Annotated in this window: 22 protein-coding genes and 1 pseudogene; all 23 read right to left on the bottom strand. The window is 67.1% G+C overall.

Annotated elements, in window-relative coordinates; genetic code table 11:
* Nucleotide 1 precedes the first annotated feature (1 nt).
* Nucleotides 2–538, bottom strand: a complete 537-nt coding sequence (rplF, locus tag GY812_02805; protein MCP4434412.1) for a 50S ribosomal protein L6 — start codon at nt 536–538, stop codon at nt 2–4.
* Nucleotides 539–548: 10 nt separating this feature from the next.
* Nucleotides 549–953, bottom strand: coding sequence for a 30S ribosomal protein S8 (gene rpsH, locus GY812_02800; protein MCP4434411.1), 405 nt, complete (start codon nt 951–953; stop codon nt 549–551).
* Nucleotides 954–965: 12 nt separating this feature from the next.
* Nucleotides 966–1151 (bottom strand): type Z 30S ribosomal protein S14, encoded by a 186-nt coding sequence (locus GY812_02795; protein MCP4434410.1) that lies wholly within the window; start codon nt 1149–1151, stop codon nt 966–968.
* Nucleotide 1152: 1 nt separating this feature from the next.
* Nucleotides 1153–1713 (bottom strand): 50S ribosomal protein L5, encoded by a 561-nt coding sequence (rplE, locus tag GY812_02790; protein ID MCP4434409.1) that lies wholly within the window; start codon nt 1711–1713, stop codon nt 1153–1155.
* On the bottom strand, nt 1710–2012 hold the full coding sequence (gene rplX, locus GY812_02785; protein ID MCP4434408.1) for a 50S ribosomal protein L24: 303 nt from the start codon (nt 2010–2012) through the stop codon (nt 1710–1712). The genes rplE and rplX overlap by 4 nt, the downstream gene beginning before the upstream one ends.
* Complete coding sequence (rplN, locus tag GY812_02780) at nt 2013–2381, bottom strand: 50S ribosomal protein L14 (protein ID MCP4434407.1); 369 nt, start codon at nt 2379–2381, stop codon at nt 2013–2015.
* Nucleotides 2378–2581 carry a 30S ribosomal protein S17 gene (gene rpsQ, locus GY812_02775; GenBank protein MCP4434406.1) on the bottom strand — a complete coding sequence of 68 codons (204 nt, stop codon included), beginning with the start codon at nt 2579–2581 and terminating at the stop codon, nt 2378–2380. Before rpsQ ends, rplN begins: the two co-directional genes overlap by 4 nt.
* Before the next feature lie 80 nt (nt 2582–2661).
* Entirely contained in the window at nt 2662–2883 is a 222-nt protein-coding gene (rpmC, locus tag GY812_02770; protein MCP4434405.1) for a 50S ribosomal protein L29, read from the bottom strand.
* Nucleotides 2883–3299, bottom strand: a complete 417-nt coding sequence (gene rplP / locus GY812_02765) for a 50S ribosomal protein L16 (protein MCP4434404.1) — start codon at nt 3297–3299, stop codon at nt 2883–2885. Before rplP ends, rpmC begins: the two co-directional genes overlap by 1 nt.
* A 2-nt stretch (nt 3300–3301) precedes the next feature.
* Entirely contained in the window at nt 3302–4246 is a 945-nt protein-coding gene (rpsC, locus tag GY812_02760; GenBank protein ID MCP4434403.1) for a 30S ribosomal protein S3, read from the bottom strand.
* A gap of 347 nt (nt 4247–4593) precedes the next feature.
* A pseudogene (rplV, locus tag GY812_02755) lies at nt 4594–4938 on the bottom strand (50S ribosomal protein L22).
* Nucleotides 4935–5213: a 30S ribosomal protein S19 gene (gene rpsS / locus GY812_02750; GenBank protein ID MCP4434402.1), complete on the bottom strand. Its 279-nt coding sequence runs from the start codon at nt 5211–5213 to the stop codon at nt 4935–4937. The pseudogene rplV and the gene rpsS overlap by 4 nt, the downstream one beginning before the upstream one ends.
* Before the next feature lie 11 nt (nt 5214–5224).
* Nucleotides 5225–6061, bottom strand: a complete 837-nt coding sequence (rplB, locus tag GY812_02745; GenBank protein ID MCP4434401.1) for a 50S ribosomal protein L2 — start codon at nt 6059–6061, stop codon at nt 5225–5227.
* A gap of 2 nt (nt 6062–6063) precedes the next feature.
* Nucleotides 6064–6357, bottom strand: coding sequence for a 50S ribosomal protein L23 (gene rplW / locus GY812_02740; GenBank protein ID MCP4434400.1), 294 nt, complete (start codon nt 6355–6357; stop codon nt 6064–6066).
* Nucleotides 6354–6992, bottom strand: coding sequence for a 50S ribosomal protein L4 (gene rplD, locus GY812_02735; GenBank protein ID MCP4434399.1), 639 nt, complete (start codon nt 6990–6992; stop codon nt 6354–6356). The genes rplW and rplD overlap by 4 nt, the downstream gene beginning before the upstream one ends.
* Nucleotides 6989–7645, bottom strand: coding sequence for a 50S ribosomal protein L3 (gene rplC, locus GY812_02730; GenBank protein MCP4434398.1), 657 nt, complete (start codon nt 7643–7645; stop codon nt 6989–6991). The genes rplD and rplC overlap by 4 nt, the downstream gene beginning before the upstream one ends.
* Before the next feature lie 457 nt (nt 7646–8102).
* Nucleotides 8103–9167, bottom strand: a complete 1065-nt coding sequence (hypE, locus tag GY812_02725; GenBank protein MCP4434397.1) for a hydrogenase expression/formation protein HypE — start codon at nt 9165–9167, stop codon at nt 8103–8105.
* A 31-nt stretch (nt 9168–9198) separates the two neighbouring features.
* Complete coding sequence (gene hypD / locus GY812_02720; GenBank protein ID MCP4434396.1) at nt 9199–10305, bottom strand: hydrogenase formation protein HypD; 1107 nt, start codon at nt 10303–10305, stop codon at nt 9199–9201.
* The gene (locus GY812_02715; GenBank protein ID MCP4434395.1) at nt 10302–10589 is read right to left on the bottom strand and encodes a HypC/HybG/HupF family hydrogenase formation chaperone; all 288 of its coding nucleotides are present in this window, start codon (nt 10587–10589) and stop codon (nt 10302–10304) included. Before GY812_02715 ends, hypD begins: the two co-directional genes overlap by 4 nt.
* Nucleotide 10590: 1 nt before the next feature.
* Nucleotides 10591–12975 carry a carbamoyltransferase HypF gene (gene hypF / locus GY812_02710; GenBank protein MCP4434394.1) on the bottom strand — a complete coding sequence of 795 codons (2385 nt, stop codon included), beginning with the start codon at nt 12973–12975 and terminating at the stop codon, nt 10591–10593.
* A gap of 255 nt (nt 12976–13230) precedes the next feature.
* A complete protein-coding gene (gene rpsJ, locus GY812_02705; protein ID MCP4434393.1) occupies nt 13231–13629 on the bottom strand; it encodes a 30S ribosomal protein S10 in 399 nt (132 codons plus the stop codon).
* Nucleotides 13630–13811: 182 nt separating this feature from the next.
* The gene (locus GY812_02700; protein MCP4434392.1) at nt 13812–14186 is read right to left on the bottom strand and encodes an RNA-binding S4 domain-containing protein; all 375 of its coding nucleotides are present in this window, start codon (nt 14184–14186) and stop codon (nt 13812–13814) included.
* A 106-nt stretch (nt 14187–14292) separates the two neighbouring features.
* A partial coding sequence (gene tuf / locus GY812_02695; protein MCP4434391.1) for an elongation factor Tu occupies nt 14293–14435 on the bottom strand: 143 nt, incomplete at its 5' end.

Raw genomic sequence — 14435 nt, 5'->3', positions numbered from 1 at the left:
ATCAACCTGCCTTGCCGGCCTTGCGGCGTACGTGCTCGCCGGCGTAACGCACACCCTTGCCCTTGTAGGGCTCCGGCTCGCGCCAGCGACGGATGTTGGCTGCAACCTGGCCCACGAGCTGCTTGTCGATGCCGTGGACTTCGATCTGGGTGGGTTCGGGCACGTTGAAGGTGATGCCCTCGGGTGCCTCGACCTTCACGGGGTGCGAGAAGCCGAGCGCCAACTCGAGTGCCTTGTCGCCCTTTGCGGTGGCGCGGTAGCCGACGCCGACGATCTCGAGGTTCTTCACATAGCCCTCGGTGACACCGGTGACCATGTTGGCCACGAGCGCACGGGTGAGGCCGTGCCTCGCACGTGACTCGCGCTCGTCGTCGACGCGCTCCACGATGATCTCGTCGCCGTCCTGGCGTAGCGAGACCTCTTCGGGAAGCGGCTGCGACAGCTCGCCCTTGGGACCCTTGACCGTGACGGACCCGGCGGAGATCGACACGTCGACTCCACTGGGAACGGACACGGGGGCTTTTCCGATGCGTGACATCAGGTTCTCCTCACCACACGTGACACAGGACCTCACCGCCGACGCGCTGGCGGCGAGCCTCGCGGTCGGTCATGAGACCCTTGGAGGTGGACAGGACGGCGACGCCGAGGCCACCGAGGACGCGTTCGACCTCGGAGTGCTTCTTGTAGACCCGCAGGCCCGGCTTGGACACGCGCTTGAGCCCGGAGATGACCCGGCGACGCTCAGGCGAGTACTTCATGTCGATGTTGAGGAGCCTGCCCGGGCTGTCGGGGTTGTCGAAGACGTTGAAGTCCACGATGTACCCCTCCTTCTTCAGCACCTGGGCAAGCGCTTCCTTCTGCTTCGAGGAGGGCATGCGCACCTCATCGTGCATCGCCACATTCGCGTTGCGGGTGCGGGTCAGCATGTCGGCGATCGGATCTGTCATTGCCATGTCAGTCCCTCCTCACCAGCTCGCCTTGGTGACACCCGGGATCTCGCCGGCATGGGCGAGTTCCCGTAGGCACACACGGCAGAGTCCGAACTTGCGGTAGACCGAGCGTGGGCGCCCACAGCGCTTGCACCTGGTGTAGCCGCGCACCTTGAACTTCGGTGTGCGCTGCTGCTTGTTCTTGAGGCCTGTCTTCGCCATCTCAGTTCCCCTCGTTCCGGAAAGGGAAGCCGAAGGCATCAAGCAAAGCCCTGCCCTCGGCGTCGTTGCGTGCGGTTGTCACGATCGTGATGTCCATCCCTCGGGTGGCATCGATCTTGTCGTAGTCGATCTCGGGGAAGATCAATTGTTCGGTAACCCCGAAGGTGTAGTTGCCCCGGCCGTCGAACGACCGCGGGCTGAGCCCGCGGAAGTCGCGCACCCGGGGAATCGCCAGGGTGACCAGCCGGTCGAAGAACTCCCACATCTGGTTGGAGCGAAGGGTGACCTTCACCCCGATGGGGTTGCCCTCGCGGAGCTTGAAGCCGGCAATCGACTTCTTCGCCCGAGTCACCACCGGCTTCTGGCCGGAGATGGCGGTCATGTCGGTGATGATCTTGTCGATCAAGCCCTTGTTGTCGACCGCAGCTCCGGCGCCCACGTTGAGCACGATCTTCTCCAACCTCGGTACCTCCATCGGGTTGCACCCGAGCGCGGAGCGAAGCTGGTCGCGGATCTCGTCGTTGTATCGGGTCTTGAGCCGCGGCGTCGTAGTGGTACTCACAGCTCACCTCCTGTACGGCGCGAGACCCTGGTCTTGGAGCCGTCGTCGGCCACCCGGGTCCCTGTGCGGGTCGGCTTGCCATCCTCGACGAGCGCCACGTTGGACGCATCGATCGGCATCGCCTTGTCGATGATTCCGCCCTGCTGCATCGAGCGGGTCGGCTTCTGGTGGCGCTTGGCGACGTTGACACCCTCGACGATGACCTTGTTGGTGTCGGGCATGGCCGTGATGACCTCACCCTCCTTGCCGCGGTCCTTGCCCTTCAGCACGACCACCTTGTCTCCCTTGCGGATCCTCATTCAGATCACCTCCGGGGCGAGCGACACGATGCGCATGAACTTCTGGTCCCGCAGCTCGCGCCCGACCGGGCCGAAGATGCGGGTGCCACGCGGCTGGCGCTGCTCGTTGATGAGCACTGCCGCGTTCTCGTCGAAGCGGATGTAGCTGCCGTCGGGACGGCGCTTTTCCTTCTTGGTTCGCACCACGACGCAGCGGACGACTTCGCCCTTCTTCACCGCGGCGCCCGGAAGGGCGTCCTTCACGGTGGCCACGACGACGTCGCCGATCGAGGCGTAGCGGCGGCGGCTGCCACCGAGCACCTTGATCACGAGCACCTCGCGCGCACCGGAGTTGTCAGCCACCCGGAGGCGGCTCTCCTGCTGGATCATCGGGCACGCTCCAGGACCTCGACAACCCGCCAGCGCTTGGTCTTCGACAGCGGCCGGGTCTCCATGATCCGAACCCGGTCACCCGTGTTCAGATCGTTGTCCTCGTCGTGGACGTACATCTTGCTGTCCTGACGAAGCGTCTTGTTGTAGCGGGGATGACGCACGCGCTCGGTCACGGTGACCACCGCGGTGCGGTCCATCTTGTCCGACGTCACGACGCCTTCACGCACCTTGCGTGCGTTGCGTGCAGCCTCGTCCGCCTGGGGCTCGCCTGTGTCGCTCACTGCGCACCTCCGGCAGCTGCCTCGGCGGCAGCGATCTCTCGGGCCCGCAGCTCGGTGAGCAGTCGGGCGATGTCCTTCTTTGTCGCCTTGATGCGCGCGGAGTTCTCCAGCTGGCCGGTGGCGAGCTGGAACCTCAGCTTGAACAGGCGCTCCTTTTCGTCGGCCAGACGGGAGACGAGTTCTTCGTCACCCACCTCGGCGAGGATCTCCTTCGCCATCAGAAACCCTCCTCGCGGTCGACTATCCCGGCCTTGATCGGCAGTTTCTGGATCGCACGGTTGAGCGCTTCCTTGGCGACGTCGTCCTCGGGGTAGGAGAGCTCGAAGAGCACCCGACCCGGCTTGACCACGGCGACCCAGAGTTCCGGGTTGCCCTTGCCCGAACCCATGCGGGTCTCGGCAGGCTTCTGGGTGACCGGCTTGTCCGGGAACACGTTGATCCAGACCTTGCCGCCACGCTTGATGTGGCGGGTCATCGCGATACGTGCAGCCTCGATCTGGCGGGCGGTGACCCAACCCGGCTCGAGTGCCATGATCCCGTACTGGCCCTGGGTGACCCTGGTGCCGCCCTTGGCATTTCCCTTGAGGCGACCGCGGTGCTGCTTGCGGTGCTTGACCTTCTTCGGCATCAACATCGTCAGTCACCATCCCCTGGCCTGAAATGGGGCGTCTCGCTGTGCTCCTTGGTGGACGCCTCGATGGCCGCCTCTTCGTCGAGGAGCTTCTCGAATTCGGGATCGGCCTCGCCGACGAGCGGAGCGAGCTCCTCGTCGCCGGACTCGGCGGCCGGGGCTTCCTCGGCAGCGGGAGCTGGCTCGGCGGCCGGAGCGCCCTCGGCAGCCGGCGTGGGGGCCTTGCGGGTCGAAACGACCTTCGGGCGCTCCTTGCCGGCGGTCTCGCCGACGGCCATGGCTGCTTCCTTGGAGATCTTGTCGTCGCTGACGGCCTTGTAGGGCAGTATGTCGCCCTTGTAGATCCAGACCTTCACTCCGACGCGGCCGGCGGTGGTGCGGGCCTCGCGGAAGCCGTAGTCGATGTCGGCACGCAGGGTGTGCAGCGGCACGCGGCCCTCGCGGTACCACTCGGTGCGGCTCATCTCGGCGCCACCGAGGCGGCCGGAGCACTGCACGCGGATGCCGAGGGCACCGGCCTTCTGGGCGTTCTGCACGGCACGCTTCATCGCACGACGGAAGGCGATTCGGTTGACCAACTGGTCAGCGACACCCTGGGCGATCAGTGCAGCGTCGAGCTCGGGCTGCTTGATCTCCTGGATGTTGAGCTGCACCTTCGGGTTGCCCGTCATCTTCGACAGGTCCGCCCGCAGCTCATCCGCCTGGGCGCCTCGACGGCCGATCACGATGCCCGGACGGGCGGTGTGTACGTCGATGCGCAGCTTGTCGCGGGTGCGCTCCACCTCGATGCGGCTGATCGCCGCATTCGGGAGCTTGTTCATCAGGTAGTCGCGGATCTTCCAGTCCTCGAGGAGGTAGTCCACGTACTCCTCGCGGTCCGCGAACCAGCGGGACTTCCAGTCGGTGGTGACACCGAGGCGGAACCCGTAGGGGTTGACCTTCTGGCCCATCAGTTCTTCTCCTCGGTCTCGTCGGCACCGTCGTCGTCAGCCACTGCCTCTGCCTCGTCGTCGGTGGAAGCTTCAGCTTCCTCTGCCTCTTCTGCCTCCGCGGCAGCCTCCTCGGCTGCTTCCTCCACGACGGCGTCCTCGGTACCGGCTTCTGCGGTTGCCTCGGCGATGTCTTCGATCTCGGCCTCATCCGCAGCCAGCTCGTCTTGCTCGACCGTCTCGTCGACCTCGGCCGCCTTGGACCTGGCCACACGGCGTGCACGCTCGGCGGTGGCATCACTACCGGCGCGGCCACGCAGCTCGTCGCGGGAACGGCGCTCGTCCATCTCTTCGCCGCTGAAGCGGCTCACGATCATCGTGATGTGGCAGGTGCGCTTGTTGATGCGGGTGGCGCGGCCACGTGCACGGGGCCGCCAGCGCTTGAGGGTCGGCCCCTCGTCTGCGTAGCAGGCGCCCACGTAGAGCTCTTCGGGCGGGATGTCGTTGTTGTTGCCTGCATTGGAGACTGCGGAGTCGAGCAGCTTGGCGATCGGCTCGGCAGCTGCACGGTCGCACAGCTCCAGGATGTTGCGGGCATCACCCACACTCTCACCGCGCACGAGGTCGAGGACCTCACGGGCCTTCCATGCGGAGAAGCGTGCGTGGCTGAGCTTGGCGCGCACGCCGGGACGCTCGTTGGTGCGGGTGCTCATCGGCGAGCTCCTCGCTCCTGGCCGGCGTGGAACTTGAATGTCCGCGTGGGAGCGAACTCGCCGAGCTTGTGGCCGACCATCGACTCGGTCACGTAGACAGGCACGTGCTTGCGCCCGTCGTGGACCGCGATCGTGTGCCCGACCATGTCGGGGATGATCGTGGAACGACGCGACCAGGTCTTGATCACGTTCTTCTGTCCGGATTCGTTGAGGGAATCGACCTTGGCGAGCAGGTGCTCGTCCACGAACGGACCCTTCTTCAGGCTGCGAGGCATCCTGTCTTCTCCTATCGGCGCGAGCCGCGGGTGCGGCGGCGTCGGACGATCATCTTCTGGGACGGCTTGTTGGTGTTGCGGGTACGACCCTCGGGCTTGCCCCAGGGCGATACGGGGTGGCGACCACCGGAGGTCTTGCCCTCACCACCACCGTGGGGGTGGTCGACAGGGTTCATGGCAACGCCGCGGGTCTGGGGGCGCACGCCCTTCCAGCGGTTGCGGCCCGCCTTTCCGATCTTCACGAGGTCATGCTCGGAGTTGCCGACCTCACCGACGGTCGCACGGCAGTCGATGGAGATGCGCCGCATCTCGCTCGACGGCAGGCGCAGCGTGGCGAAGTCACCTTCTTTCGCGACCAGCTGGACGCTGGCTCCGGCCGAACGGGCCATCTTGCCGCCGGCGCCGGGCTGGAGCTCGATGTTGTGCAGCACGGTGCCCACCGGGATGTAGCGCAGCGGAAGGGCGTTGCCGACACGGATCTCGGACCCATGGCCGGATTGCACGGTGTCGCCGACGCTCAGGTCGCGCGGGGCGAGGATGTAGCGCTTCTCGCCGTCCACGTAGTGGAGCAGCGCGATGCGGCATGTGCGGTTGGGGTCGTACTCGATCGAGGCGACCTTGGCCGGCACGCCGTCCTTGCGACGCTTGAAGTCGATGACCCGGTACTGCTGCTTGTGGCCGCCACCGCGGTGGCGCGAGGTCTTGCGGCCGTAGTTGTTGCGGCCACCGGTCTTGGACTTCTTGGCCAGCAGCGACTTCTCTGGGCGGTCCGTAGTGAGCTCGGCGAAGTCCGAGACGGTCTGGAACCGGCGGCCGGGGCTTGTCGGCTTGCGCTTGCGTACACCCATGATCAGTTCCCCTCGAAGAGGTCGATGGACCCATCGGCCAGCGTGACGATCGCCCGCTTCTGGTCGGGGCGCTTGCCGTAGGTGAAGTTGCGTCGGTTGCGCATCTTCTTGCCCTTGCGGTTGAGCGTGTTGACCTTGAGCACCTTGACCCCGGGCCAGATGGCCTGGATGGCGTCACGGATCTCCGGCTTGGAGGCCTCGGGGTGCACGATGAACGTGTAGACGTTGTTGTCGAGCAGCTCGTAGGACTTCTCGCTCACCACGGGGCGGATGATTACGTCGCGTGGGTCCTTCATGACGAGGCCTCCGTCTCGGCGGCGGTGGTGCCCGGCAGGGTGGCGGAGCAGAACACGACGTAGTCGGAGACCAGCACGTCGTAGGAGTTGAGCTCGCCCTGGGTGATCAGGTGCACGTCGGGCAGGTTGCGGAACGACAGCCACGTGTTCTCGTCGGCATCGGGGACGACCACGAGTGCCTTGCCCTCGACACCTATCTCGGAGAGCAACTTGATGGCGCCCTTGGTGCTGGGTGTGTCGAAGCCGAAGTCGTCGACGACGATTACCTTGTCGTCGGACGCACGGTCGGACAGCGCCGAGCGAAGCGCGAGTGCCTTCATCTTCTTGGGGGTCTTCTGGGCGTAGCTGCGGGGCTTGGGGCCCAGCGCCACGCCACCGCCGCGGTAGTGCGGGGCAGTGATCGAACCCTGGCGGGCGTTGCCGGTGCCTTTCTGGCGGAACGGCTTGGCACCACCACCGGCGACCTCGCGGCGGGTCTTGGTGGACTGGGTGCCGGAACGGCGGGCTGCCAGCTGGGCGGTGACGACCTGGTGCATCACGGCCACGTTGGGCTCGATGCCGAAGATCTCCTCTGCCAGCTCGACGGTGCCCGAGGAGCCGCCCGATGCGGTCTGTACGGTCACGGTGGGCATCAGCTGTCACCTTCCTGGCTGGAACCCTTGATGGCATTGCGGACGACGACCACGCCGCCCTTGGGGCCGGGAACGGCACCCTTGACCAGCACGACCTGCTGGTCGGGGTCGCTGCGCACGACCTCGAGGTTGAGGGTGGTCACCTTGGTGCCACCCATGCGGCCCGCCATGCGGACTCCCTTGAAGACCCTCGACGGCGTGGCGCACTGGCCGATCGCGCCGGGCTTGCGGTGCACGCGGTGTGCGCCGTGGGAGGCGGGCTGACCCGAGAAGCCATGGCGCTTCATCGTGCCTGCGAAGCCCTTGCCCTTCGAGACTGCGGTGACATCGATTGCGTCACCCGGCTCGAAGGTGTCGGCCGCGATCTCCTGGCCGACCTCGTACTCCCCGGTGTCGTCCAGGCGCAGCTCCACGAGCTTCACGCCGGGCTCGACACCCGCAGCCTCGTAATGCCCCGCGAGGCCCTGAGGCAGCTTGCGGGCGTCCTTGTTGCCCCACGTGACCTGAACGGCGCTGTAGCCGTCGCGCTCAGGGGTGCGAACCTGGACGATCCGTGCGGGTGCGACCCGAAGCACGGTCACGGGCACGACCTTGTTGTCGTCGTCCCAGACCTGGGTCATCCCGAGTTTTTCTCCAACGATTGCTTTGCTCGCCATCGGCTTGTCCTTCTCGACAATCCCAGCGCTTCGCTGGCCTGGCTCCGGGGAGTTCGGCCCACTTCACGCAAACGCTCCGCTCGGGCAGGCCCGGCGGAGCGACGATTCGGTTTTGCCACCCGGTTCCCGCTTGCGCGGGCCTCGGTGGACGTCGGTTGCACGGTGGTCCTCCACCTCGGTCACCGACTCTGTGTCGGGCCTCGGGGGTGGAGCTTCGGACTGATCCTGAGCGCGGATGCGTTCAGGCGACTCATCGACTCTACCAGTGGCCCCATTTGAGGCCAAATGGGGATTCCGGCCCGGCTTCCGGCAGGCCTGCCGCCGCGCCACACGACTGCTTCCTGCACTGCAGTCACCAGTCGCGCATAGGGCAGCTGGCCGACTGGAGAAGAACAAACAGTCGCATGGCGCGCCGCTGTGGCCAAGTCCGGGGCCACAGGTCGGGCAGGCGCCGAGGTCAGCAGATGCGGGGTAGCTGCTCGCCCAGGGGTTGGTCGACCACGCGCAGGGCGCCCAGGGGGGTGTACGCAGCCACCACGCCCGGGTGGTCAGCCACGACATGGCCGATTCTCACCGCCCCCTCGCCTTCGGGCTGCGACCGCATCGCTGCGAGCACCTCATCCGCGGCATCCGCGGGAACGATGGCGACGAGCTTGCCCTCGTTGGCGACATGTGTGGGGTCGAGCCCGAGAAACGCACACGCGGCCGCGACCTCATCGGGAACCGGCACCGAGTCCTCGTCGAACTCGATGCCGACACCGGCGCCGGCCGCGATCTCACACAGCGCCCCTGCCAGGCCGCCGCGGGTCGGATCGCGCAGCACGTGGATGTCGGCGCAGGCACCGAGCATCGACGCGACCATCCCCGCAAGGGGAGCCGTATCGCTCTGCACACCGGTTCCGAACTCGAGGCCGGAACGTTGGGACATCACCGCAATGCCGTGCTCGCCGATGGGGCCACTCAGCAGCACGGCGTCCCCGGCTGCTGCGCGGCCGGGCCGGATGTCCACCTTGGGCGGCACGACCCCGATGCCGGAAGAGTTGATGTAGAGGACCTCGTCACCGGCGGACTCCACCACCTTGGTGTCACCGGTAGCGACCTTGACGCCCGCCGTCTGTGCGGCGCGACCCATCGACTCGGCCACCGCGGCAAGCACCGCCAGTTCCAGGCCCTCACCCAGAATGAAAGCTGCGCTGAGCGCAAGCGGCCTCGCTCCGCTCATGGCGAGGTCGTTGACCGTGCCGTTGACCGCGAGTCGTCCGATGTCACCGCCGGCAAAGAACAACGGACTCACCACGAAGCTGTCAGTACTGAAGGCCAGTCTCCCGCCATCGACCGGAGGGTCCATCGTGGCGGAGTCATGCAGGCCGGCTACGGCAGACCTGCCGAACGCCGGCAGGAAGATGTGCTCGACGAGTTCGCCTGACATCTGCCCACCCCCGCCATGTCCGGTCACGATCCTGTCGTGGTTGCGAAGCGGCAGCGGGCACACCCATGCCGCCGGGTCGACCGGATCGATCATCTGCGGTACCGGGCGTGATCGCGGGCGGGGATCACGGGGAGACCGCCACACCGTCGAGTCGGCGGTACTGGTGGTATGCGGCACACGCGCCCTCGCTCGACACCATGGTTGCGCCCAGCGGGGAGCGCGGGGTGCAGTCCCTGCCGAAGGCCTCGCACTCATCGGGGCGGATCAAGCCCTGGAGCACCTCGCCGCTTCGGCAACGCTCCGGCTCCGGCACGGCCGTGTCGCCCACGCCGAAACGCAACTCGGCATCGAAAGCACGGTACTCATCGGCCAGGCGCCAGCCGCTGGAGGGGATCTCGCCGATTCCCCTCCAAGACCGGTCACATTCCGTGAACACCTCAGCCAGCATGTCCTGCGCCGACTGGTTGCCCTGTGATGTGACCACCCGCGGGTAGGCGTTCTCCACCCGGGCCTCCCCCGCCTCCAGCTGCGCCACAGTGCGGCGGATGCCGTCGAGGATGTCGAGTGGCTCGAAGCCCGTGATCACCACGGGCACGCCGTGCTCCTCCGCCAATGGCTCGTACTGACCAGTTCCCATCACCGAGCACACGTGACCGGCGGCCAGGAAGCCGTCGACACGGCTGGCCTCGGACTCCACGATCGCCTCGATCGCGGGTGGCACGAGTACGTGGCTGACCAGCACCGTGTAATTGGTGAGTCCCCGCTTGCGTGCCATGTGAACCGACATCGCGTTGGCCGGGGCAGTCGTCTCGAAGCCCACCGCGAAGAACACAACTTCGCGGTCCGGATTGTCGGCCGCGACCTGCACCGCATCCAGGGGCGAGTAGACGACCCGCACGTCGGCGCCGCGAGCCTTCACGGAGAACAGGTCGCAGTCGCTGCCCGGCACCCGGAGCATGTCGCCGAAAGAACAGAAGACCACTTCCGGGCGCGCTGCGATCTCCAGTGCGCTGTCGATGATTCCCAGCGGAGTCACGCACACGGGGCAGCCGGGGCCATGCAACAGGGTGATGCGGTCATCGAGCACCTGGTCAATGCCGTTGCGGATGATCGAGTGCGTCTGGCCGCCGCAGACCTCCATGATCGACCACGGACGGGTCACGGTCGCCTCGACCTCGGCCAGCAGCGAACGGGCGAGTTCGGGGTCGCGGAACTCGTCGAGGTACTTCACGAGCTTTCGGACTCCGCGCCAGCCGCCTGCCGATCGTCCGATACCCCGAGCTCCTCTTCGAGCACGCCCATCTCGCGGATCATGGCCAGGGTTTCGAGGGCGGACTCCTCGTCGAGTCGCGAGATGGCGAAGCCCACATGCACGATCACGTAGTCGGCAACCGCCACCTCGGGCACGTATTCGAGGCAAACATCCTTGGTGACACCGTCGAAGTCGACGGTGGCCATGAGCACCCCGTTGTCGGTGCGCACGTCTGTGACCCTTCCGGGGATCGCGAGGCACACGTCAGGTCCCTGCCGCGCCGGCGCTGGTCACGACTGTGTCACCACAGGTCGCCTCGGTCGCACTCGCCACGTTGCCATGGCACGCAATGTACGCCTGCCCGAGGGCGAGCCCGCCGTCATTCGGTGGCACGATCGAGTTGGTCAGCACTTTGTGGCCCGACCGCACGAGCTTCGACCGGGCGCCGGCCACCAGCGACGCGTTCTGGAACACTCCTCCGGTCAACGCGACCGGACGGTTCCGGTCGTCGTCGCCGTCAGCCAGGTCAACCACGAGCTGGGCGACCGCCTCATGGAACCCGGCCGCGATCCCGGGGACGGGCCGACCGTCGAGAACGTCGGCCACAACGCCCTCCACCACGGGTGCGGCCTCGATGGTCGAGCCGGAGACAGAGAACGCATAGCTGGCCGGCGCGTCCGTGTTGGACAGCGCAGCGCTCTCCAGCTCGATGGCGGCCTGGGCCTCGTAGGTGATCTCGTGGCGCAGGCCGAGCAGCGACGCGACCGCGTCGAACAACCGGCCCATGCTGGTGGTGCCGACGCACCCGAGGCCCGACTCGACCTGGTCGGCCAGCAATGCCAGTTGCTCCCCCGCCGCCTCAACCGGCGCCAGCGCCTCCGACCATTCGATGCCCGCCGCCTGCAGGTGCGCCAGTGCCGCTCGCCATGGCGACGTGATCGCCGCATCGCCTCCCGGCATCGGCACCTCCGCCAGGTGAGCGAGGCGCTCGAAGCCATGTGCGTCCGCCAACAGCACCTCCCCGCCCCAGATCGTGCCGTCGGTGCCGTATCCAGTGCCGTCGAAGGCGAATCCGAGCACAGGCACATCGGGGGGGAGTCCGTGTTCGGCCATCACCGACGCAACGTGGGCGTGGTGGTGCTGCACCTCCAATACGGGCAGAGCGGTTCGGTGGGCCCAACGGTTGATGGTGTAGCCGCGATGGCGGTCTGTCGCGACGCACTCGACGTCGACGTCGTACATCTCTGCGAACCGGCCGATCCCCGCCTCGAATGCCTCGAGCGTGCGAAGCGACCCCATGTCACCTACGTGGGGGCCAATCCACGCCTGGCCGGGGCCGCTCGGGCCGTCGGCCGACGCGAGGCAGAAGGCGTTCTTCAACTCGCCGCCCGTGGCGAGCACACTCCGTCGCGACCCGGGGAGCCTCACCGGCAACGGCACGTACCCGCGCGCCCGCCGCACCGGCAACAAGGTGTTGCTTCCGCCACCGTCCCCAGCAGTGCTGACAACGCGCACCACAGAGTCGTCACACGGTGATGCGACCGGTCGGTCGTGGGTGAGTGCCGCGTCGGCAACCGTTCCGAGCAGCGGTTGGAGCTGGCCGTCGGTGTGGGCGAGCGGTTCGCCCGACACATTGGCCGATGTCATCACGAGTGGCGGCAGCCCCGCGTCGAACAGCAGGTGATGCACCGGCGTGTAAGGCAGCATCAGGCCCACCACCGGACTGCCTTGTTGCACAGGATCGGCAAGCTCGCTCGAACGCCTGGCGGGTGCCAGCACTATCGGGCGCGCGGCCGAGGTGACCAGTCGGTGTTCTGCATCGCCCAGGTGTGCGAGTCGATCGGCCGCTTCGAGGTCGGCGACCATCACGGCGAGCGGCTTGTCGGGGCGGTGTTTGCGCCTCCGCAGTCGGTCCACCGCGGCCGGATCGGTCGCGTCGACTGCGAGGTGGTACCCGCCCAGTCCCTTCACCGCCACTATCAGCCCGCCGCTCAGCGCCCCGATAGCTGAATCGAGCGCGCTCTGACACCGGGTTGACTGCCCACCTCCCGGCTGGCCATCGCCGGTGTGGTTCTCGAAGGCGAGCCGTGGGCCGCAGTCGGGGCAACAGATCGGCTGGGCGTGGTGGCGGCGGTCAGCCGGGCTTGCGTACTCGGACGCGCAGCGATCGCACATGGCGAAGTCGGCCATCGTCGTAGCCGGCCGGTCATAGGGCAGCGCCTCGACGATGGTGAACCGCGGCCCGCAGTTGGTACAGGTGATGAAGGGGTGGCCGTGTCGACGGTCTTGTGGGTCACGCATCTCTGCCAGGCAGTCCGCGCATACTGCTGTGTCTGCAGGCACCTGTGCGCCGGGAGCGGCCGTCGGAGCGCTGCCGACGATTGAGAAGTCACCGCTCGATGCGGCGGCGGACTCCGGCACTCCGCTGGGCGGTGAAGCGACGGTCGTGCGCTCGATCCGGTCCACGTACGCAAGCGGCGGCGCCTCGTTGGCCAGCCGTTCGGCGAACTCGTCGAGAGCCGGCCGGCGGCCCGCCGCAACGATGAACACACCGGCCGAGTCGTTGCCAACATGCCCGCTCAGGCCGAGCTCGTTGGCGAGGTGGTGCACGAAGGGCCGGAATCCGACGCCCTGCACCACTCCGGTCACGACGATCCGCTCAGCCGAGTCGACCAGCCCGGGCGCGCTTTCGCCGAGCGCGTGTTCGTCGTCAGCCCGGGTAGCTACCACCAGGCGTGACAGTACCCCCGCGCCGCTGGACGGCGTCGGCGTCAGCGTCGCGCCTGACGACTGCTCGACGGTTGTTCAGTCGGCGGGCGCGTATGGGGCAGCTGGGCGACTGAAGTCAAACAAGCAGTCGCCTGGCCCGTCGCCTGGCGGCGACGCGGACCTTGCCAGCGCTGACTAGGCGTCCTGGATCTTGATCTCGATGTCGACGCCCGCGGGGAGGTCGAGGCGCTGCAGCGAATCGACGGTCTTGGGGTTGGGGTCAACGATGTCGATGAGGCGCTTGTGGATGCGCATCTCGAAGTGCTCGCGGGAGTCCTTGTCCTTGAACGGGCCTCGGATGACGGTGAAGCGGTGCTTCTCGGTCGGCAGGGGCACCGGGCCGCGGACGTTGGCCTGGGTGCGGTTGACCGTCTCGACGATCTTCTTGGTGGACTGGTCGATGACCTCATGGTCGTAGGCCTTGAGCCGGATCCGGATCTTCTGTGCTGATGCCACTGCGTTACCTGTTCTCTCTCGCCGGCGGCCACCGCCGGCACTGATGGGCGCAGGCCGGGGGCCGCACTCCGGTTTCATCGACTGTCAAACAACGAATGCCGGTTACCGGCACGGCTGACCACTGTAACTGGGTTGGCCGACCGCCACCAGATCGGTCGGTCTCGATGCAGGGATCCACCCTCTCCCGCTGTAGTCCGTCGCCGTTGCTAGGTGGCTTCCAGGTGTCGACGGTGCTCTTCACCGTCGACAGGGGCTGACCCTCAGCCTCGTCCCCGGAGCCGGTCGAGGCGGCGACGGTCTCGCTTGGTCGGTCGGCCGGAGCCCTTGTCGCGCCGGAACGGCTCCGGAGCGGCCGCCCGCCGTGGCTCCGGTGGTGGCGTGTGGTCGACGAAGCATCCTGCTGCCACGGCCGCACCCACGCGCTTCTCGATGAGCCGCACGACCTCGTAGTCCAGCTCGCGCTTGCCTCTCAGCACCACCCGGTCACCCACCTTCACCGACGTCGACGGACGCGCAGACTTGCCGTTGACCCGCACATGCCCTCCCCGGCATGCGTCAGCGGCGGCGGTGCGCGTCTTGCAGGCCCGCACCGCGTGTAACCACCTGTCCACCCGCACCGATTCCACGGTCCTCATGTTCCCATGTCCACCACGGCGCAGGGACCGGCATCCATGACGCGGAGAAGGGCGCCCGGAAGGCGCCCTTCTCGCAGGTCGGTCGGGAGCATCGCTCCCGGTCAGTTCAGTTGAGGATCTTGGTGACGCGGCCAGCACCCACGGTGCGGCCACCCTCACGAATCGCGAAACGCAAACCGTCATCCATCGCGATCGGAGCAATCAACTCCACCGTCATCTCGGTGTTGTCACCAGGCATGCACATCTCAG

Source organism: Actinomycetes bacterium (assembly GCA_024222295.1).
Lineage (GTDB): Bacteria > Actinomycetota > Acidimicrobiia > Acidimicrobiales > Microtrichaceae > JAAEPF01.
The sequence above is the reverse complement of the archived record's forward strand: the minus strand, read 5'-3'. Positions and strand labels throughout refer to the sequence as shown.

Coding starts and splice junctions, on each gene's coding strand:
- rplF (MCP4434412.1), bottom strand. CDS start 538: ATGTCACGCATCGGAAAAGCCCCCGTGTCCGTTCCCAGTGGAGTCGAC.
- rpsH (MCP4434411.1), bottom strand. CDS start 953: ATGGCAATGACAGATCCGATCGCCGACATGCTGACCCGCACCCGCAAC.
- GY812_02795 (MCP4434410.1), bottom strand. CDS start 1,151: ATGGCGAAGACAGGCCTCAAGAACAAGCAGCAGCGCACACCGAAGTTC.
- rplX (MCP4434408.1), bottom strand. CDS start 2,012: ATGAGGATCCGCAAGGGAGACAAGGTGGTCGTGCTGAAGGGCAAGGAC.
- rplN (MCP4434407.1), bottom strand. CDS start 2,381: ATGATCCAGCAGGAGAGCCGCCTCCGGGTGGCTGACAACTCCGGTGCG.
- rpsQ (MCP4434406.1), bottom strand. CDS start 2,581: ATGGACCGCACCGCGGTGGTCACCGTGACCGAGCGCGTGCGTCATCCC.
- rpmC (MCP4434405.1), bottom strand. CDS start 2,883: ATGGCGAAGGAGATCCTCGCCGAGGTGGGTGACGAAGAACTCGTCTCC.
- rplP (MCP4434404.1), bottom strand. CDS start 3,299: ATGTTGATGCCGAAGAAGGTCAAGCACCGCAAGCAGCACCGCGGTCGC.
- rpsC (MCP4434403.1), bottom strand. CDS start 4,246: ATGGGCCAGAAGGTCAACCCCTACGGGTTCCGCCTCGGTGTCACCACC.
- rpsS (MCP4434402.1), bottom strand. CDS start 5,213: ATGCCTCGCAGCCTGAAGAAGGGTCCGTTCGTGGACGAGCACCTGCTC.
- rplB (MCP4434401.1), bottom strand. CDS start 6,061: ATGGGTGTACGCAAGCGCAAGCCGACAAGCCCCGGCCGCCGGTTCCAG.
- rplW (MCP4434400.1), bottom strand. CDS start 6,357: ATGAAGGACCCACGCGACGTAATCATCCGCCCCGTGGTGAGCGAGAAG.
- rplC (MCP4434398.1), bottom strand. CDS start 7,645: ATGGCGAGCAAAGCAATCGTTGGAGAAAAACTCGGGATGACCCAGGTC.
- hypE (MCP4434397.1), bottom strand. CDS start 9,167: ATGATCGATCCGGTCGACCCGGCGGCATGGGTGTGCCCGCTGCCGCTT.
- rpsJ (MCP4434393.1), bottom strand. CDS start 13,629: ATGAAACCGGAGTGCGGCCCCCGGCCTGCGCCCATCAGTGCCGGCGGT.
- GY812_02700 (MCP4434392.1), bottom strand. CDS start 14,186: ATGAGGACCGTGGAATCGGTGCGGGTGGACAGGTGGTTACACGCGGTG.